The 19,037-nt window shown below is 61.4% G+C and carries 18 protein-coding genes and 7 tRNA genes; 5 read left to right on the forward strand and 20 right to left on the reverse strand.

Features of this window, described 5'->3' with window-relative positions; all coding sequences use genetic code 11:
* The 15 genes from BCL93_RS11455 to BCL93_RS11520 form a co-directional block, all read right to left on the reverse strand.
* Positions 1-450, reverse strand: a 450-nt coding sequence (locus tag BCL93_RS11455) for an IS1595 family transposase (protein ID WP_112055419.1), incomplete at its 3' end; no start/stop codon positions are given.
* 62 nt (positions 451-512) lie between these two features.
* Positions 513-1,685, reverse strand: a complete 1,173-nt coding sequence (locus BCL93_RS11460) for a DGQHR domain-containing protein (protein ID WP_112055420.1) — start codon at positions 1,683-1,685, stop codon at positions 513-515.
* Positions 1,686-1,687: 2 nt separating this feature from the next.
* Positions 1,688-2,194: a hypothetical protein gene (locus tag BCL93_RS17135; RefSeq protein ID WP_146742488.1), complete on the reverse strand. Its 507-nt coding sequence runs from the start codon at positions 2,192-2,194 to the stop codon at positions 1,688-1,690.
* 615 nt (positions 2,195-2,809) lie between these two features.
* A tRNA-Ser gene (locus BCL93_RS11465) sits at positions 2,810-2,897 on the reverse strand.
* A 109-nt stretch (positions 2,898-3,006) separates the two neighbouring features.
* A complete protein-coding gene (locus BCL93_RS11470; RefSeq protein WP_112055421.1) occupies positions 3,007-3,504 on the reverse strand; it encodes a YiiD C-terminal domain-containing protein in 498 nt (165 codons plus the stop codon).
* A gap of 3 nt (positions 3,505-3,507) precedes the next feature.
* A complete protein-coding gene (locus BCL93_RS11475; RefSeq protein WP_112055422.1) occupies positions 3,508-4,068 on the reverse strand; it encodes a nitroreductase family protein in 561 nt (186 codons plus the stop codon).
* An 87-nt stretch (positions 4,069-4,155) separates the two neighbouring features.
* Positions 4,156-4,992 (reverse strand): NADPH-dependent 7-cyano-7-deazaguanine reductase QueF, encoded by an 837-nt coding sequence (gene queF / locus BCL93_RS11480; protein ID WP_112055423.1) that lies wholly within the window; start codon positions 4,990-4,992, stop codon positions 4,156-4,158.
* A gap of 2 nt (positions 4,993-4,994) precedes the next feature.
* Positions 4,995-5,768 (reverse strand): ABC transporter permease, encoded by a 774-nt coding sequence (locus tag BCL93_RS11485; protein WP_112055424.1) that lies wholly within the window; start codon positions 5,766-5,768, stop codon positions 4,995-4,997.
* Entirely contained in the window at positions 5,765-6,703 is a 939-nt protein-coding gene (locus tag BCL93_RS11490; protein WP_112055425.1) for an ABC transporter ATP-binding protein, read from the reverse strand. The genes BCL93_RS11485 and BCL93_RS11490 overlap by 4 nt, the downstream gene beginning before the upstream one ends.
* Positions 6,704-6,897: 194 nt before the next feature.
* Positions 6,898-6,972: transfer RNA gene (locus tag BCL93_RS11495), tRNA-Gly, on the reverse strand.
* Between the two features lie 21 nt (positions 6,973-6,993).
* Positions 6,994-7,069: transfer RNA gene (locus tag BCL93_RS11500), tRNA-Glu, on the reverse strand.
* 3 nt (positions 7,070-7,072) lie between these two features.
* A tRNA-Gly gene (locus tag BCL93_RS11505) sits at positions 7,073-7,147 on the reverse strand.
* A 40-nt stretch (positions 7,148-7,187) separates the two neighbouring features.
* Positions 7,188-7,263, reverse strand: a tRNA-Glu gene (locus BCL93_RS11510).
* A gap of 3 nt (positions 7,264-7,266) precedes the next feature.
* Positions 7,267-7,341: transfer RNA gene (locus BCL93_RS11515), tRNA-Gly, on the reverse strand.
* Positions 7,342-7,376: 35 nt separating this feature from the next.
* Positions 7,377-7,452, reverse strand: a tRNA-Glu gene (locus BCL93_RS11520).
* Positions 7,453-7,772: 320 nt separating this feature from the next.
* Here BCL93_RS11520 and msrB point away from each other — a divergent pair.
* The 4 genes from msrB (at position 7,773) to htpX (ending at position 11,637) form a co-directional block, all read left to right on the forward strand.
* Entirely contained in the window at positions 7,773-8,174 is a 402-nt protein-coding gene (msrB, locus tag BCL93_RS11525; protein WP_112055426.1) for a peptide-methionine (R)-S-oxide reductase MsrB, read from the forward strand.
* A gap of 92 nt (positions 8,175-8,266) precedes the next feature.
* Entirely contained in the window at positions 8,267-9,238 is a 972-nt protein-coding gene (gene ylqF, locus BCL93_RS11530) for a ribosome biogenesis GTPase YlqF (RefSeq protein WP_112055427.1), read from the forward strand.
* Between the two features lie 144 nt (positions 9,239-9,382).
* A complete protein-coding gene (locus BCL93_RS11535) occupies positions 9,383-10,615 on the forward strand; it encodes a pyridoxal phosphate-dependent aminotransferase (protein ID WP_112055428.1) in 1,233 nt (410 codons plus the stop codon).
* A gap of 122 nt (positions 10,616-10,737) precedes the next feature.
* Positions 10,738-11,637 carry a protease HtpX gene (gene htpX / locus BCL93_RS11540; RefSeq protein ID WP_112055429.1) on the forward strand — a complete coding sequence of 300 codons (900 nt, stop codon included), beginning with the start codon at positions 10,738-10,740 and terminating at the stop codon, positions 11,635-11,637.
* 147 nt (positions 11,638-11,784) lie between these two features.
* On the opposite strand, the gene nhaC is transcribed toward htpX, so the two are convergent.
* Both nhaC and pdxB read right to left on the reverse strand, forming a co-directional pair.
* Positions 11,785-13,302, reverse strand: coding sequence for a Na+/H+ antiporter NhaC (gene nhaC, locus BCL93_RS11545; protein WP_112055430.1), 1,518 nt, complete (start codon positions 13,300-13,302; stop codon positions 11,785-11,787).
* A 188-nt stretch (positions 13,303-13,490) separates the two neighbouring features.
* The gene (pdxB, locus tag BCL93_RS11550) at positions 13,491-14,681 is read right to left on the reverse strand and encodes a 4-phosphoerythronate dehydrogenase PdxB (RefSeq protein WP_112055431.1); all 1,191 of its coding nucleotides are present in this window, start codon (positions 14,679-14,681) and stop codon (positions 13,491-13,493) included.
* 227 nt (positions 14,682-14,908) lie between these two features.
* Here pdxB and BCL93_RS11555 point away from each other — a divergent pair, with 227 nt between their 5' ends.
* Positions 14,909-15,190, forward strand: coding sequence for a hypothetical protein (locus BCL93_RS11555; protein ID WP_112055432.1), 282 nt, complete (start codon positions 14,909-14,911; stop codon positions 15,188-15,190).
* A 35-nt stretch (positions 15,191-15,225) separates the two neighbouring features.
* On the opposite strand, the gene BCL93_RS11560 is transcribed toward BCL93_RS11555, so the two are convergent.
* The 3 genes from BCL93_RS11560 to rlmKL all read right to left on the reverse strand — a co-directional run bounded on the left by BCL93_RS11560 (position 15,226) and on the right by rlmKL (position 18,892).
* Complete coding sequence (locus tag BCL93_RS11560) at positions 15,226-15,633, reverse strand: glutaredoxin family protein (protein ID WP_112055433.1); 408 nt, start codon at positions 15,631-15,633, stop codon at positions 15,226-15,228.
* Positions 15,630-16,286, reverse strand: coding sequence for a thiopurine S-methyltransferase (gene tmpT / locus BCL93_RS11565; protein ID WP_112055434.1), 657 nt, complete (start codon positions 16,284-16,286; stop codon positions 15,630-15,632). The genes BCL93_RS11560 and tmpT overlap by 4 nt, the downstream gene beginning before the upstream one ends.
* A 242-nt stretch (positions 16,287-16,528) precedes the next feature.
* The gene (rlmKL, locus tag BCL93_RS11570) at positions 16,529-18,892 is read right to left on the reverse strand and encodes a bifunctional 23S rRNA (guanine(2069)-N(7))-methyltransferase RlmK/23S rRNA (guanine(2445)-N(2))-methyltransferase RlmL (RefSeq protein WP_112055435.1); all 2,364 of its coding nucleotides are present in this window, start codon (positions 18,890-18,892) and stop codon (positions 16,529-16,531) included.
* Positions 18,893-19,037: the final 145 nt, after the last annotated feature.

Here is a 19,037-nt window from a genome sequence, read left to right on the forward strand (position 1 = left end):
CCGTTCACCGCCCAGATAGGCGTCATCCAGCTCGATGCGTCCAGAGAGCTTTTCGCCCTGGTTGTGCTCATGCATGACCTGCAGCAGCTTGTGCTTGAGCTTCCAGGCGGTGTTGTAGCTGACGCCGAGTTCCCGGGACAGCTGCAGCGCTGAGATGCCGCTCTTGCGCTGGGTCAGCAGATAGATGGCCAGAAACCAGGTGGTTAATGGCAGGTGCGTGGCATGGAAGATGGTACCGGCGGTCAGCGAGGGTTGATGATGGCAGCGATGGCACTGGTAGAGCCCCCGCGACAGCTGGCAGCCCGTGTTGTTGCCGCAGTCGGGGCACACGAACCCCCTAGGCCAGCGATGCTGGAAGAGGGCTGCCTGGCACTGCGCTTGGGTGCCGTACTGCTCGAGAAATGCCGGCAGCGACAGGCCGGGCTGGAACTGGATAGGATTGCGTGCCATGACGCGACCTCCTCTACTGGACATAACATCAGTATAGGAGAGCCTGGCGAGATGGTGGCTGATCAACATGAGTAATCAGGAAACTCTTTCAGAGTCCTATAAAGGGCAGCCTCGCCACTTGATCCTGGCTTATAATTTTCAGTCGTGAAATGATCGTCTTCAAGATTGATCTCCTCAAGAATACTCAAGAAATCCTCTTTCCTTGGCACCTCTTTTTCTAAGTATAAATAAGAATCCTTTAAAAGCCTCATCAATGCCATAAACCCGTTCGTCTTATTAAGCATCACACCTTTATGCTCAGACTCCCAAGCATCGGGCCATCTCTCCTTCACAGCCGAAAAGTAATTCCAAATAATATCGGTAAGCTCAAAATCTTTCTTCTGAATCATGAAATCTCGAAAGATAAGCTTCTTCTCTTCGCGCCCTGACGCTGGAGGTATTGACTTCTTTCTTATATAAAGATCTCTATCATATTGAGGGTTAGAGCTAACGTACTTCATCAGAGATTCTACAAAAGCAGCCTGCGTGATAGCACCAGGAATACTATGTGGTCCAGCAACACCTAAGCGCTTGATCCTATTTTCAAGGGGGCTACCGTCAGTGCTATTTAATGCTACCGCGATCTGGTGGCATAGCTTTTGTGGGCTTCGTGATTCAGCGAGCTCAAAAAGGTCGTAAAGAAGGCTTTTATTGATTTTTGTCTGAGCAATATTCACCGTTGAAAAAAGATATGCCTCCGAAGCGACATCAATATCAACAAAAATAGATACATTGACTTCAAAAGCCTCTTCCCCCTTGTAACCTTGCAGACCAGCTATACGGTGCTGACCATCGATAACTTTGGCGATTTTGTGAAGAGGAATGTCCACATCACCTTCTTCGTCAGTTTCACGATGGTAAGGCTCAAGAACAAGAACGTTTTTATCTTCATCAAAAAAAGCACACCGAGAGTCTACGGAAATAATAACAGCTGTTGGAAAGCATGCATCAGCAGTATTTACATAATCAGCAATCTCTTTACTTCTTTTCTTACTAAGAGGGCGCTGAATACCCAAATAGCTTTCAAAGCCACGCTCGCCTTCAATCCTTCTTACGTCAGTGTGAGTTATCTCTATTAAATCATTTGAATCTATGGCGCCGACAAAAAATTGCCCTAAAGGCTGACTGACAGGAACACAATTTAATTCGACGCGACCTTCGGCTCTAGCCGTGGGAAACTCCTTTTGAGAAAACATACTTATCCTCTTCCCTTCACATGGGCCGCATAGCTATTTGCGTACTCTTTATTTTGATCGGACATCACTTCACCCGGATCTTTTTTCTGAGTATTATTATAGTAAATAACACCAAAAAGCATGACACATGAAACAACCACAGAGATCCATGACGAATGCATCAAAATACTTGTATCAGTGCTACCCGGAGACTTGACGCTAATATACAAAAGCCCCCACCAAGCACAAAAAGAGAACAAAGAAATCTGAATAATCCCTTTGAATTTTATAGGAGGATCACCGACCACCGAGTATGCTACAGGCCCCAACAGGGCTATAGAGGCAATCAACACCTCTCCATCAGAAAAGTTGGCATAGAGCGCATCATGAAGCGTCGTTGATTCATTAAAAGTTAGCCATAAAACACTCAGGCCGATTGATGCAAAGGCAAACAGCGCCGTGATCAAGAATTCGAAAAAGCTTGATGCTACCCTCTTCCTAAGAGCTCGCTTTACGTCAAAAAGGCTCATGCCATTATCACACCCATTTGCCAATATTTGAGACCAAAAACATGCCCGAATCTCCTGCGTAAAATGCATTTAATTAATTTTAATCAACTAACCTGCCCAATCCGAATCTCACATCGCCCCTAGGTATCCAGGTTTTTCATGTCCTGCGGCTTGATCAACTCCTTCTCGCAGCGCTGGTTGTCGCTAATCAGCAGCCAAGCGCCGCCGCCGACACGCCGCTGCACGCGCATACTGTGCCGCTCACCTAGCGTGGCCCCCTTCCGGCTGTACTCACCAACTCCCAGCCGCTTTTGGAGGACTAACGTCGTACTCATTATGACCTCAGCTTTGGCGTGGTCACAGCGTTCAGAATGCTCATCAAGTTCGCCCCCATGATTGGTATTACATCAGGTTGACAGTATCGAAAGCCAAGGCGGCTGTCATTACCGAATCAGGTAAAAGCAAACCTCGACGGAAATGGTATACGGGAAGAGAAGCGCTCAGGAAATGCAGGTAATTGGAAGACGTTCAGGAATGAACTGAGAAAAGACGACCCAAAGGTGTGGCTCAAAGTGTAGGTCAAAAAGATACAGAAAAAGAAAAAGCCGCTGAAATCAGCGGCTTTCTCGATATTCGTGGCGGAGGGGGAGGGATTCGAACCCTCGAAGCCTTTCGACTTACACACTTTCCAGGCGTGCTCCTTCGACCACTCGGACACCCCTCCGCAATTTTTAGCTCTGCCGTGGGGGCTGCGCCTTCCGCGTCAGAACGGCGCATACTATATCGAGATCAGGCGGCGATTGCAAGCCGGGCGCGAAATTTTCCCAATATCTTCAGGGCAATACCGCATAGTCGCCGCGAGCGGTAAGGCACAGAGTGTCGTCGCAGTAGAGCTCTTGAACTAGCGCGATGCGTCCCTTGCCACGGCTGGCGAGGCGGTCGGCCAGGGTCACCTGCCCTTCCCGGTCTTCCGGGCGGCACAGGATGCGGTAGTCGCCGCTCACCGGCGCCTTGAAGCGCTGGCTGGCGTCGGCGACCACCACGTTTTGCTCGCGACCCCGGGAGCGCAGCCAGAGCGTGACCCAACTCCAACCGATCAGGGTGGTCTGGGCGGCCAGCGAGCCGCCAAAGCCGGTGCCCTTGTCGTTGAGGTTGGGCGCAAGCGACAGCGACCACACCAGTGTGTCGTCCTGCCAGTGCATATCCTGAATGCCCAACTGCGACACCAGCGGAATAGCCGCCTCTAGCCAGTCCCGAAAGGCGCTCAGGTCATCGCCCTGCCCGGCCGCAGGCAGCGGCAGACGCGGATGCAGCACACCCACCTCACGCACGGCTCAGGTCCAGCGCTCGACGAAGTCGGCCGGGTCGCGCTCCGGCAGCGGCTTGTGGCGCCCGCCCATCTGCCCCAGGTACAGGAAAGCCACCAGCTCGTCGTGCTCGCCAAGCCCCAGGCCCTTCTTCACCGTGGGGTCGAAGGCGTAGTGGCCGGTGCGCCACATCGCGCCTAGCCCCAGCGCCTGGGCCGCTAGCAGCATGCCATGGGCGGCGCAGCCGGCAGAAAGCGACTGCTCGAGGGGCGGCACCTTGGGCTGGTCCGGCGTGATCTTGGCAACCACGGCGATGATCATCGGCGCCCGCAGCGGTTTCTTGCGCGCGGCGTTCAGGGCGGCATCGTCGATATGCGGGTTGTTGTGGAACTCGGCCTCGGCGAATAGCTCGCCTAGGCGGGTAAGCCCCTCACCCGAGAACTCGATAAACCGCCAAGGAGTGAGCTCCTTGTGATCCGGTGCGCGCAGGGCGGCGCGGTAGATGGCATCCAGCTGGTCGGCGTCGGGGGCCGGGCTGCACAACTTGCCCATGGAGCTGCGTTCATGCAGCAGCGTCATTGCATCCATCCGGGTCTCCTTGCAGCAATGGGGTGGCGGGCCGTTTAAAGCGTGAAGCCCGCCTAAAAGCGTCTAGCGTGACTGTACGCCAGATGGCTACTGGCGCGCTAGGCGCAGCGGCTCGGGCGGGCGCTCGCCAGGCGTTGCCCGCCAGGGGCTGATATCCAGCCCACCGCGACGCACGTAGCGGGCCAGCACCAGAAGCCGCTCGGGGCGGGCACGGGCCATCAGGTCGGTGAAGATATGCTCAACGCAGTGCTCGTGGAAGTCCTGGTGCTGACGATAGGACACCAGATACTTCAGCAGCCCTTCGCGATCGATCTGCGGGCCGCGATAGCGAATCAGCACGCTGCCCCAGTCGGGCTGACCGGTAACCGGACAGTTGGACTTGAGCAGGTGCGAGTGCAGGGTTTCTTCAACGACCTCTTCACCCACGCTGAGCAGCGCGGGATCGGGCGTATAGGCATCGATCTCGACATCGAGATCGTCGATGCACTCGCCGGGTAGGCGCTGGGTAGCCAGGGCCTGATCATCGACGCCGAACAGTTCGACCGAGACCGGCGCCCCGGCAGCGGCGGCAAGGTCCTGTTCCAGCGTGGCACTCACCTCCGCGCGAGAGGCAAAGCGCGTCTGGTTGTAGCTGTTCAGGTACAGCTTCCAAGACTTCGACTCGATCAAATTCGGCGATTCGGCGGGCAGCCGAAAACGGGCCACCGCGACCACCGGCTTGCCACGCGGCGTCAGCCAGGAGACCTCGAAGGCGTGCCACTCATCTTCGCCGACGAACGGCAGGGCATCATTGGTGATGCCCAGCGGCGCCCGGTTGGCGGCCCGAGGAATGGGATACAGCAGCGCCGGATCATAGTGTTCCGGGTAAGCCGACTCGCGCCCCAGCGGGGCCTCGGCAAGCGTTTCTGGACGGTCGTGAGTCATGATCAGCCCCTGATGCCCTTGCCGCGCTCCAGCATCCATAGCGCGATGGCAAACAGCACCGTAATGAAGCCACCGATGGCGGCCAACGCCCAGCCCACCGGAATATCGGAGACACCCAGGAAGCCGTAGCGGAAGACATTGACCATGTAGAGGATGGGGTTAAGCATCGATACGCCCTGCCAGAAATCAGGCAGCAGCGAGATCGAGTAGAACACCCCGCCCAGGTAGGTCAGCGGCGTCAGAATGAAGGTCGGCACGATGGAGATATCATCGAACTTCTTGCCGAGCAATGCGTTGATAAAGCCACCGGTGGCGAACAGCGCCGCCGTCAGCACCACGACCCCAATGGTCAGTAGTGGATGCGCCACATCGATACGGGTAAAGAACAGCGACACCCCGGTGACGATGATGCCCACGCCCAGGCCGCGCGCCATGCCACCCAGGATGAAGCCCGCCAGTATCACCCAGTTGGGCATCGGCGAGACCATCATTTCCTCGATCGAGCGCTGAAACTTGTTCGAGAAGAAGCTCGAGGCCACGTTCGAGTAGCTGTTGGTGATCACCGCCATCATGATCAGGCCGGGCACGATGAAGTCCATGTAATCGTAGCCGTCCATCGCGCCGATCCGCGACCCGATAAGGTTGCCGAAGATGATGAAGTACATGGTCATGGTGATAGACGGCGGCAGCAGCGTCTGCGGCCAGATACGGGTAAAGCGACGCACTTCCTTGCCGACCAGGGTCCATAGCGCCACGGCTATCTGCATTGGATTCATTTCGCGGCCTCCGCGTTGGACTCTTCCACCATCGAGACAAACATTTCTTCCAGCCGGTTAGCCCGGTTGCGCATCGACACCACGGTCAGCCCCTGCTCGGAAAGCTGGCTGAACAAATCGTTGAGGCGCTGACCGCGCTTGACCGACACCGCCAGTTGGCTTGAGTCGACTTTCTCGATCTGGAAGTCGTCAAGGGTCGGCACCTCGCTTACCTGCTCGGCCAGGTCGAGCAGGAAGGTCTCGGTATTCAGCTGACCGAGCAGCTCACGCACGCTGGTGTTCTTAACGATCTCGCCGTGATTGATGATCGCAATGTTGCGACACAGGCTCTCGGCTTCCTCGAGATAGTGCGTGGTAAGGATGATCGTGGTGCCCTCCTCACGGTTGATGCGGCGCATGTAATCCCACATCGAACGGCGCAACTCGATGTCGACCCCGGCGGTGGGCTCATCGAGGATCAACAGCTTGGGGCGGTGAATCAGGGCGCGGGCGATCATCAGGCGACGCTTCATGCCACCGGAGAGTGCGCGCGCGCTGCCGTCGCGCTTATCCCAAAGCCCCAGATCCTTGAGCAGCTCTGCGGCGCGAGGCTTGGCCTCGCGATGCGACATGCCGTAGTAGCCGGCCTGAGCGAGGATGATGTCCTCGACCTTCTCGAACTGGTTGAAGTTGAACTCCTGGGGCACCACGCCGAGGTTGTTCTTGGCCCGAGCGAAGTCCTTGTCGATATCGATGCCGAACACCGACACCTTGCCGGCGGTTTTTTGCACCAGCGAGCAGACCACCCCGAGGGTGGTGGACTTGCCGGCCCCGTTAGGGCCCAGTAACGCGAAGAAGTCACCCTGCTGGACATCGAGATCGATGCCTTTCAAGGCATGAAAGCCGTTGCCGTAAACCTTGGTCAGGCCACGGATGGACAGCGCCGGTTCAGCCATCAGGACACCTGTGAGATGGTTAAAAAATTAGGACACTAAGGATAGGGGCGAGTGCTCAGAATTCAATGCCGGGGACGGAACTGAGGCGCAAACACGCGAAAAAACAGTGGAAAAACGGATGTTAGACTTGCTAAGGACGTGTAGCCAGGGATGGCCGGGGAGTCACGATTGAGCAAAGCAAATGGGGAGACGATTGGAGCGGAAAAGGAGATTCGAACTCCCGACCCTCGCCTTGGCAAGGCGATGCTCTACCACTGAGCTATTTCCGCTTATCGATGTGCGTTGTGAAGTGGCGTCCCATAGGGGGTTCGAACCCCTGTCACTGCCGTGAAAGGGCAGTGTCCTGGACCACTAGACGAATGGGACGCATGGAGCGGGAAAGGAGATTCGAACTCCCGACCCTCGCCTTGGCAAGGCGATGCTCTACCACTGAGCTATTCCCGCTTATCTCACAAACGCTGTGCTGCTTGTTGAATGACCGAAGTGGCGTCCCATAGGGGGTTCGAACCCCTGTCACTGCCGTGAAAGGGCAGTGTCCTGGACCACTAGACGAATGGGACGCATGGAGCGGAAAAGGAGATTCGAACTCCCGACCCTCGCCTTGGCAAGGCGATGCTCTACCACTGAGCTATTTCCGCATTTACTTCCCGGTCATCCGGCATCTTATAGAGGATGGCGTCCCATAGGGGGTTCGAACCCCTGTCACTGCCGTGAAAGGGCAGTGTCCTGGACCACTAGACGAATGGGACGTGGCCAGACCTCTTTAAGATGGCGCGTATGTTACTGAGCACACCTAACACTGTCAAGCGCCTGTTGTGCCGCGCGTTTCCTCATCGACAGGCTACCCTTTAAATCGTAAGGCAGGCCATCAAGCCGCTAGGCATTGAGCTTAGCAGACGTGAAAGGCGGCCATCCAAACTGGCCGAAACCAGAGGGCGCGCCGCGCATTGTGAGGCAACGGCCAGCGGTGGCACAGTAAGCTATCGGCGTGAAGGACGCGTGTCGGCTGATGTTTTCACCCGACCGCCTTCGCCCGACAGCGATCATTTCTGATATCGGAAGGTACGCCATGCGCAAGAAGATAGAGAAAAGCGACACCGAGTGGCGCAGCCAGCTCAGCCCCGAGCAGTACCGGGTCACGCGTGAGAAAGGCACCGAACGGCCCTTTACCGGTGACTACCAGGTAAAAGACGCCCAGGGCATCTATCACTGCGTCTGCTGCCATGCCCCGCTGTTCGAGAACGAGCACAAGTTCGATGCCGGGTGCGGCTGGCCAAGCTTCGACCGCCCGCTAGGCAAGGGCTCGGTCGAGGAGCATGACGACACCAGCCATGGCATGCAGCGTACCGAAGTGGTCTGCTCGCACTGTGATGCCCATCTGGGCCACGTCTTCCCGGACGGCCCGCCGGAGTCCACCGGCCTTCGTTACTGCATTAACTCGGTGGCCATCGACTTCAACCGCGACGAGTAGCACCAGAGGCCCGCCGCCCTTCCCCGCTGGCCCCAGCCCGCCGTCCATCTGCTAAGATGGGCGGCCGTTAGAAACGCGCAGGAGAAGAGGCCATGCTGGGCTGGTACCCGGGACACATGCACAAGGCACGCCGCCAGATTACTGAGGCGCTGCCGGAAATCGACGTGGTGCTGGAGGTGCTGGACGCCCGCCTGCCCTATTCCAGCGCCAACCCGATGCTGGCCGAGCTCACCGAGCACAAGCCGGTATTGAAGATCCTCTCTCGCGCCGATCTCGCCGACCCGGAGCGCACCAAAGAGTGGGTGGCCTATTTCGATGCCCAGCCCAACACCCGGGCCCTGGCGGTGACCACCACCCAGGCCCGCGAGCTCAAGCGCATTCCCAAGCTGTGCCATGAGCTCGCCGGTGAGGTGCGTGCCGACCGCGACGTGCGAGTAATGGTGATGGGCATTCCCAACGTCGGCAAGTCGACCCTGATCAATGGCCTTGCCAAGCGCAAGATCGCCAAGACCGGCAACGAGCCGGCGGTCACCAAGCGCCAGCAGAAGGTGCGCATCGATGGCCGGGTAGCACTGACCGATACCCCCGGGGTGCTGTGGCCCAAGATCGAGGATCAGGCGAGTGCTCACCGACTGGCCGCCAGCGGCGCGATCCGCGATACCGCCATCGACTACCTGGACGTCGCCGTGGTCACCGCCGCCGAACTGGCCAAGCGCTACCCCCAAGCGCTGAGCAATCGCTACAAGCTCAAGGCGTTGCCGCCTTACCAGGGCAACCCCGCCGCCGATTCGGTGGAGGCCGATGGCCCGGCACGCATCGATCTGCTGGCCCTGGCCGGCTTCGACGGCAACGCCATCGTGCGCGACATCGCCGCCAAGCGCGGCGGCCTTCGCCCGGGTGGCGAGGTGGACCTGCACCGGGGCGCCGAGGTGCTGCTGCACGAACTGCGCGATGGCAAACTGGGACGGCTGACGCTTGAGACCCCGGCGGATATTCCGCCGCCCCCGGCTCCCGAAGCCGATGAGGCCGACAGCGAAGATGCCGCGGCCAACGCCGACTCTTGAGAGCAGCTCTTTGTATTGGCTCTTTTGAGCGGCAATTGAGAACACCGCCCCTGAAGCAGAAAGCTACTTCCGTCTTGCGCCGACGATACGCGCGCCGGGCCCCGTTTAGCGGGGCCACCCCTGGACTCACTACCCGGACACCCCATGGATACCCCGACGCCCATCAACAAGTCCCAAAAGCTGCACAACGTCTGCTATGACATTCGCGGGCCGGTGCTCGACCACGCCAAGCGTCTCGAGGACGAAGGCCAGCGCATCCTCAAGCTGAACATCGGCAACCCGGCGCCGTTCGGCTTCGAGGCCCCGGAAGAGATCCTTCAAGATGTGATGCGCAACCTGCCTACCGCCCAGGGCTACTGCGATTCCAAGGGACTCTATTCGGCGCGCAAGGCGATCATGCAGGAATGCCAGCGCAAGCGGATTCCCGGCGTCGGCATCGAGGACATCTTCATCGGCAACGGCGTCTCGGAACTGATCGTGATGGCCATGCAGGCGCTGATCAACGACGGCGACGAGGTGCTGATTCCAGCCCCCGACTACCCGCTGTGGACTGCCGCCACCAACCTGTCCGGAGGCCGGGCGGTGCACTATCGCTGCGACGAGCAGGCCGACTGGGCGCCGGACATGGACGACATCCGCGCCAAGGTGACCAGCCACACCAAGGCCATCGTGCTGATCAACCCCAACAACCCCACCGGCGCCGTCTATGCACCGGAAGTGATCCGCGAGCTGTTGGAGATCGCCCGTCAGCACCACCTGGTGGTGTTCTCCGACGAGATCTACGACAAGATCCTTTACGACGAGGCAGAGCATGTCTCCACCGGGGCCCTGGCCGGCGATGACCAGTTGGTAGTGACCATGAACGGCCTGTCCAAGAGCTATCGCTGCGCGGGCTTTCGCTCCGGGTGGATGATTCTTTCCGGCAACGTCGCCAAGCAGCGCGCCGCCGACTTCATTCAGGGCCTCAACATGCTGGCCTCGATGCGCCTGTGCGCCAACGTGCCGGCCCAGCACGCCATTCAGACCGCCCTGGGCGGCTACCAGTCGATCAACGACCTGATCCTGCCCGGCGGGCGGCTCAAGGCGCAGCGCGACATCACCGTCGAGAAGCTCAACGACATCCCCGGGGTGTCCTGTGTCACTCCCAAGGGCGCCCTCTACGCCTTCCCCAAGCTCGACCCCAAGGTGCACCCGATCGTCGATGACCAGAAGATGGTGCTCGACCTGCTGCTGCAGGAAAAGATCCTGTTGGTGCAGGGCACGGCCTTCAACTGGCCGGAGCCTGACCATGTTCGCATCGTCACCCTGCCCTGGGCCGACCAGCTGGGCGACGCCCTGGAGCGCTTCGGGCGTTTCCTGTCGCGCTACCGTCAGTGATCACTTGAGGCATCTCTGTCTATAGGACTTGAAACCAGCACCCATAAGACGTATCTAAGCTAACGTATTGAACGCGCCGGCGACCGCCGGCGCCCAGCACTCAAAGCGGGAGCTTCCTCCACATGATGCGCATCCTTCTCTTCCTGGCCACTAACCTGGCGGTGGTGCTGATCGCCAGCATCACCCTGCGCCTGCTCGGGGTAGAGCCCTACCTGAATGCCCAGGGCATGAACATGAACAGCCTGCTGATCTTCTGTTTCGTGTTCGGCATGGCAGGCTCACTGGTCTCGCTGTTCATCTCCAAATGGATGGCCAAGCGCAGCACAGGCACCCAGGTCATCGAGCAGCCAAGCAACGCCACCGAAAAGTGGCTGCTGGAAACCGTCGCCGAACTGGCCCGTGAGGCAGGCATCAAGACCCCCGAGGTCGGCATCTTCCCGGCTCAGCAGTCCAACGCCTTCGCCACTGGCTGGAACAAGGACGACGCCCTGGTAGCCGTTTCTGCGGGCCTGCTCAACCGCATGCGCCCGGAAGAGATCCGCGCCGTACTGGCCCACGAGATCGGCCACGTTGCCAACGGCGACATGGTTACCCTGGCGCTGATCCAGGGCGTGCTGAACACCTTCGTGATGTTCTTCGCGCGCGTCGTCGCGCAACTGGTCGACAGCTTCTTGCGCAAGGACGACAACGGCGGGGGCCTGGGCTTCTTCGGCTACTTCGCGGTAGTGATCGTCGCCGAGATCGTCTTCGGCCTGATCGCCTCGATCATCGTCGCCTGGTTCTCGCGCTTTCGTGAGTACCGTGCCGACTCGGCCGGCGCCAAACTGGCCGGCAGCGGCGCGATGATCAACGCCCTGTCCCGCCTCAAGGCCGAGCACGAGATGCCGGACCAAATGCCCGACACCCTGATGGCTTTCGCCATCACCACCGGCCAGACCCGCAAGCTGATGGAGAAGCTGTTCGCCAGCCACCCGCCGCTGGATGATCGCATTCGCGCGCTAAAGGAATCGGCCTACCGCTAACCCAAGCCGGCGGCCCTTGCACCACCACAAGGCAGCGATAACGCAGCAATTATGAAAAGGGCCCGCCCTCATGATGAGGGCGGGCCCTTTTGCGTCAGGTCAGTGTCTGCCGGCATCGACGCCCTGCGTCACAGCGGCAGTTTCCGCCTAGCGGGCCTCGCTGACCAGCGACTCGGCCATCGGCGTCGGCTCGCTGTCCTCGGCCTCGGCGGCGGCCAGCGGCACCATCTTGAAGCCGACCATGGCATAGACGATCGCCAGGCCGAAGTTCACCAGATTGAAGATGGCGAACGGCAGGTAGGAAAGAGTCGCCACGCCGAGAGTGGCCGCCATATAGGCGCCGCAGCTGTTCCAGGGAATCAGCGGCGAAGTGATGGTCCCGGAGTCCTCAAGCGAACGCGACAGGTTGACCGGCGCCAGCCCGCGGCGGCGGAATTCGGCCCGGTACATGCGCCCCGGCAGAATCACCGAGATGTACTGATCACCGGTGATGATGTTGGACGAAAGCCCGGTGCCAAGCGCGGTGATGATCAGCGCGCCCGCGCTCTTCGTCACGCCCAACATGCCGCGTACCAGCCGCTCGAGCAGCCCCAGGCGCTCGATCACGCCGCCAAAGGCCATCGCCGAGAGAATCAGCCAGACGGTATTGAGCATGCTCGCCATACCGCCCTTGCTCAGAAGGTCATCGAACACTTCATTGCCGGTATTGGCCACGTAACCATCGAAAAGCGCCATCCACACGCCCTTGAGCAGCAAAAGCGGCGTGGCCAGGTTGGGCCCGCCAGCCAGGGAAAGCACTGCCTGGGGCTGGAAGATCACCGCAAACACCGCCCCCATCAGGGCACCGATCACGATGGTCGGAAAGGCCGGCCAGCGGCGCACCGCCATCACCAGTAGCACCGCCAGCGGAATCAACAGGTGCGGCCCGATGGCGTAGCTGTCATTCAGCCTACCCTGCAGCGTCAGCACCTGCTCGGGCGTTGCCTGGCCTGCCTCCGCCTGCAGGCCCAGCACCCAGAAGGCAATCAGCGCGATGACCAGGCTCGGCACCGTGGTCCACAGCATATGGCGGATGTGATCGAAGAGCTCGACCCCCGCCGCGGCCGGCGCCAGGTTGGTGGTATCGGACAAGGGCGAAAGCTTGTCGCCGAAATAGGCACCGGAGATCACCGCACCGGCACTTACTGCCGACGACAGGCCGAGGCCATCGGCGATACCGATCAGGCCAATGCCCAGGGTGCCGGCGACCGTCCAGGAACTGCCCACCGACAGCGCCACCACAGCGCACAGCAGGCAGGCGCTGGCATAAAAGTACTGCGGGGCGATCACGTCGAGCCCGTAATAGATCATCGACGGTACCACCCCGCCGAGAATCCAGGTGCCGATCATCGCCCCCACGGCCAGAAGAATCAGGATGGCACCCAGCGAAATCTGGATGCCGTGGTTGATCGCTTCCTCGATGTCCTGCCAGCCGTGGCCGTTCTTCATGCCCACCAGGCCTGCCAGCAAGGCGCCCAGCAGCAGCACGACCTGATTGGGGCCCCAGGAGGCATCGGCACCGAACAGCACGACCGCCAGCACCAGCATGGCCACCACCACCGCCACCGGCATCAGCGCATCGAGAAAGGAAGGAGCGCGCACCTCGCGCGACTGGGTATCAGACATGATCTTGCTTCCCTCGAACAATGAGCGGGCAAGCTTGCCTGTCCGCGCAGGGCGAGGGCAGCCCCAGTGTCCCGATCCTAGAGACGATGTCCCAGGATCGAAAAAACACGGAGCATTTTTATAAGACTAAGGTCGCATACGCCGACACCGCTCGGCTTAGTACCCCATCACCCCGTCTGTCCGCCGGATCAACCATCGACCACCACGGCGAAGCCAGCGGCGGTGAGCAACGGCTCGAGCGACGCCGCCGCCGGGCGCAGCCGTACCGTCAGGGTAGAAAACTCGCGGCGCAGTGGGTACTCGCTGCGGTAGGCGTCGAACCCGGCCGTCAGACCCTTCTGCTGCTGATAGCGGATCAACGCATCATGGTCCCGGCGCACGTCATAGCAGGCGCGCACACAGAGCCTTAGCGCCTCCCAGGGCGAGAGGCCGGCGTCCAGGGTCAGAGATGGCAGGGCCGGCGGCGGCGCCAGGTCCGCAAACGCGACCCGCACCGGCGAACCGAAGTATTTCATCGCCGACCGATAGACCTGATGAGTGCCGCGCAGCTTGCCGTCCAGGCTATGGCCGGCGATATGTGGGGTGGCGATATCGGCCAGCCGCCACAGAGCCTCGTCGATGGCGGGCTCCTCCTCGAACACGTCCAGCACGCTGCGCAGGTCGCCCCTGGCCGCCAACCGCGCCAGCAACGCCTGACCGTCGAGACAGTCACCACGCCCGGCGTTGAGCAGCCAGCTGCCCGGCTTGAGGGCCTCGATGCGCGCCTCATCGAGCAGGTGATGGGTGCGGTGCTCGCCCTCGCGCACCAGCGGGGTGTGCAGGCAAAGCACGTCGCACTCCTCGATCAGGGTATCGAGATCATCGAACGGGGGGCTTTGCGGATCACCGGCTTCTCGCTCAGCCACTTCTTCGGCTTCTCGTTCGGCCCTCGGCGGATCGCAGACCCGGCAATTCAGGCCCAGCGCTGTCAGGCGTCGATAGAGTCGCCCGCCCACGTTGCCGGCGCCGACGATGCCGATCCGACGTTGATCGAGCTCGGTGCCCTCACGTTCGGCCAGGGTCAAAAGGCTCGAGAGTACGTAGTCGACCACCGCCTCGGCGTTGCAGCCCGGCGCATTGGCAAAGCCGATACCCCGCGCCTCGAGGGCCGCCTGGTCAATGTGGTCGGTGCCGATGGTGCAGGTGCCGACGAAGCGCAGCGTCGAGCCCTCGAGCAGCGCTTCATCGACCCGGGTGATCGAGCGTACTACCAGCACCTCGGCCTGGGCGTCGCGCACCGCCTGACCATCGATCTCGCGGCCGGGCAGCCGGGTGATCGAGCCAAGATCGGCGAAGCAGGCCTCGGCCTTGGGTACATGGGAGTCGATAAGCAGACGCATGGCGATTCCTTGCAGCTTGCGAAACGGGTTGGCGGGCCGGTGCCCGGCACGACCGTGGCCAGTGAGATGGGTTGTTCATGCCGGTCAGGCCGTTACAATAGCATGCGAGCCACGCCCACTAGGGCGGGGCCCGTCTCGTTTTAGTCCCGTTTTACTATCGTTTTCACCCCCGTTTCCGCGCCCCCATTTTTTTGTTGCGCGCGCGCGGAATGCCGCCAGGAGCCGCCGTGATCGTTCGCTGGGAAAGTAACCACGACTATGTGCTGGTGCACGTACATCAGGACATGTTCGGCGATTGGATCTTCAGCCGCGCCTGGGGGCAGATCGGCACCCAGTTCGGCGGCCTGCAGCACCGGCTGGCCGACGACTATGCCCAGGCCATGCTCTGGCTCGAAGACGTCGCCACCATCCAGACGTCCCGCGGTTTCCACAAGATACTGGAAGCGCAGGACGATACCCCCGAAGGCCGCGACGCCGTGCAGCAGCTCTCGCTGCTCGACGCCCTCTAAGCACGACGCCTCAATCAGCGCCACGCCTCTAGGCGCTAATCCTCACCGCGCGAACCGCCAAGGCCGCCAAGATAGCGCCGGCCGTTATGCATCACCGCCCCTTCGGACTCAGGCTCGGCAGGGGCATCGACTCCTTGCGCCCGCTGCCAGGCCGCATGATCGAGCCATCCCCGCGCCTCAAGCCAGGCGGCTAACCGCGCGGGCTCGAAGCCCCGCTCCAGCTCGTTTCCCGACGCATCCCTGAGCACCGGAATCCGCTCGCCGTAGCGCTGAAGCAGCGCCGCATCGTCGGCGATCTCGATGCGGCGAAGCGCCGGCGTCTCTGGCCCCAGCAGCGCAAGCCAGGTCTCCAGCTCTTCGCAGAGATGACACCCCAGCGTGGTATAGAGCGTCAGGCCCGCGCGGCTGTTGATAACACAACCTCCATAAGGCCCACCTGTCATACCGCAGGCGTCAGCCGCCAGGCGACTTCCACAAAGCGGGTCACCCCTGCCTCGCGGAAGCGCTGCTGATTGGCGATCACGTCCTTGCGCGACAGCTCGGCAAGCGCGTGTGAACCGCCATAGAGGCGCTCCAGCTCATCGGGCAGCACCGGAAATGGCGGCCCATCCATCTCTTGTGGGTCGTATTCGAAACTGATCAGCAACTGCGGTGCGCCGTCCGATAGGGCCCGTAACTGTGCCACATAGGCCTGGCGCATCGCCGCCGGCAACGCCACCAGCGCTGCCCGATCGTAGACCAGCGCCACCGCCCCCAGGTCCACCGGTTCAAGCGCGAAGATATCGCCCTGATAGACTGTCAGCGCGCCATGACAAAAGCGACGACCGCCCTTCCAGGCATCGATCTGCGGCTCTACGCCCAGCTCGGCGAACAGCTGGCTGACTGCCCTTTCACTGAGCTCCGCGCCGACGACCCGGTAGCCCTGATCCAGCAACCAGCCGATATCCAGCGTCTTGCCGCACAGGGGCACGAAGACCCGCGCTCCGGCGGGCAAATCGTAGCCCGCCACAAATCGTGTGAGAATCGGATGAACGAAGGGCAGATGAAAGCCCAGTTGGTCGTTTTGCCAACGCTCTTGCCAGAACGCTTGCTCCATCGCGAGGCTCCAGGTGACGGGGTGAATCCCGATTATGGCGAATTGGCGTCGCAATGGCACCGCCGAGAGCAACACATCGCCGCTGATGCCATGCTCAGGCCTCGACACGACCCTTCTGTTCGCGGACATCAAGGACCCAGCAGCGGGCCCGTTATTTCATGCCGCCTCGTCCCGATGACGAATCAGGAAGCAATGGTGCCGGTCGGGGCGGCGTTGGCCATATCAAGAGTGAGTCGAAGGTCTCATGCTGCATCGTCCCGATGGCGGATCAGGAAGCAATGGTGCAGGTCGGGACGACGGGTGAAATCCGGGTCGAACGTCTTGGCCGAGATATCCTCCACTGCGAAGCGTTCCTCAAGCGACGCATCGAGCACGAAGCGGCGCTGGTTGTTGGAGAACACCAGGGTGCCTCCCGGCGCCAGGCGCGCTATGGCCAGCTCGACGAGCCGGCCTTGATCGCGCTGGATGTCGAGGGTCGCCTCCATCTTCTTCGAGTTGGAGAAGGTCGGCGGGTCGAGGAAGATCAGATCGAACTCGCTGCCGGCGGTTTCGAGCCAGCGCAGGCAGTCGTCACGCACCACCCGATGGCGGCTGGGGTCGAGACGGTTCAAGGCGAAGTTCTCCCGCGCCCACTCGAGATAGGTGTTCGAGAGATCGACGCTGACGCTGTCGCTGGCTCCACCCTCGGCCTGGGTGCCCAGCGCTGCCTGCACGGTCGCCGTGGCGGTATAGCAGAACAGGTTCAGGAAGCGCTTACCCGGCGCCATCTCGGCCAGCATCCGGCGCACCGGCCGGTGGTCGAGGAAGAGTCCGGTGTCCAGGTAGTCGCGCAGGTTCACCCACAGCTGGGCGCGGCCCTCGCGGACCTGAAAGCGCTCGCCGCTGGCGGCGTGCTTCTGGTACTGCGCCTTGCCGGACTGGCGCTCCCGCTGCTTGATGTAGACGTGCTCCGGCGAGACCTCGAGCACCTCGGGAATCACGCCCAGGGCGTCGAGCAGTCGGCGCTGAGCCTGGTTGGCATTCACCGACTTGGGCGGCGCGTACTCCTGTACATGCACCCGATCGCCGTAGACATCGATCGCCAGCGCATACTCGGGCATGTCGGCGTCATACAGCCGATAACAGGGCTCACCGCTGCGCTTGAGCCACGACTTGAGGCGCTTGCGATTCTTCAGCAGGCGGTTGGCGAACATCTGCGCCCCTTCCGAGCGCGCCGGGCGCTCGTCAGAGTGAGCGGCCGCCCCCTTGGACGACTTAGTGGCTGGCTTGGTGGCTGAGTTAGTGGCTGAGTTAGAGGCCGCCTTGTGGAACTCGTCGCCGGACGCGTCGCCATCATGATCGTCCCCGGATGACTGACCACCAACGGCGCGGCGTTTGGCAGGCGCCGCCTGATCAGGGGTCGGCGCCGACGCCTGGCCCTGATCCAGCTCGATCAGCAGCAGCTTGCAGTCCAGCGGACCGTTCTTGAAGGCATACTGCTTGCCGGCCCTGAGCCCGGTGCGATGACCAAGCTCCGGGTTACCGGTCAGCATCGCCAGGCGCCAGCCGGGAAAATGCGCCTGGGCGCGGGCACCGAGCGCGGCATAGAGCGGCACCAGTTCCGGCAGCTCGCCGATACGCTCGCCGTAGGGCGGGTTGGTGATCAGCAGCCCCAACGCTTCGGCGGGCAGGTCGGCGGGGCGCACCAGCTGCTTGACCGATGCCCCCTGGAAGTCGATCAGCGCCGGAATACCGGCACGCATGGCGTTGGCGCGGGCCGCCGAGATCGCCTGAGGGCTCTGGTCGCGACCATAAAGCTTGGCCTTGCAGCGCTTGCGCCCCAGGCTCGCCCGGGCTTCTGCCTCTCGCTTGAGCTCCTGCCACAGGGTGGCGTCATGGCCCGCCCAGCCGTGAAAGCCGAAGCGCTCGCGCAGTAAGTTCGGCGCCACATCGGCAGCCATCAGCGCCCCCTCGATGACCAGGGTGCCCGAGCCACACAGCGGGTCGATCAGCGCTTCGCCGGCCTTGGCGCGAGCCGGCCAGTCGGCTCGCACCAGCAGCGCCGCGGCGAGGTTTTCCTTGATCGGCGCATGCCCAAGCTCACGCCGATAGCCGCGACGGTGCAGGCTATCGCCGGACAGGTCGATGCCCAGGGTCAGGCGCCCGCGGTGCAGGTGGGCATAGAGACGCAGGTCCGGGTCCCGCGGGTCGACGCTTGGCCGTTCGCGGCCGGCACTTCTCAGGGCATCAACGACCCCATCCTTGACCGTCTGGGCGCCGAAGCGGGTGTGGCGGATAGCCTCGGACTGACCGTGGAAATCCACCGCCAGCGTCTTGCCCGGCGCCAGGTGGCCACGCCAATCGATGGCTTCGGCGCAGCCCTTGAGCTGGTCGGGTGTCTCGATGCCTTCTTCCCGCGACAGGCAGAGCACGATGCGATTGGCGAGGCGCGACCACAGGCAAGCGCGATAGGCGGCCTCGAGGGAACCCGTGAGGTGCACCCCGGCCACCGTCGTCTTGGTGACCGTCATCCCCAGACTGCCAAGCTCGTCGGCCAGCAGAAGCTCCATGCCTTTGGGGCAGGTGGCGAATAAGGTCATAGTTTCAATAGCTTGCTGATCTTTCATGAAAGAGCCACCTGGCGCGACGCGCCGTCATATTACTGAAATGCTATTTTGGTACTGCGCTTATTCCAAATCGCCTGTCGACATCGACTAGGCGGGTGCGCTAGTTGTAGAGGGGTAGCTACGCGGTACGCATGTGTTATCTGGT

The sequence above is a fragment of the Onishia taeanensis genome (assembly GCF_003268885.1).
In the GTDB taxonomy this organism is placed as follows: Bacteria; Pseudomonadota; Gammaproteobacteria; order Pseudomonadales; family Halomonadaceae; genus Onishia; species Onishia taeanensis_A.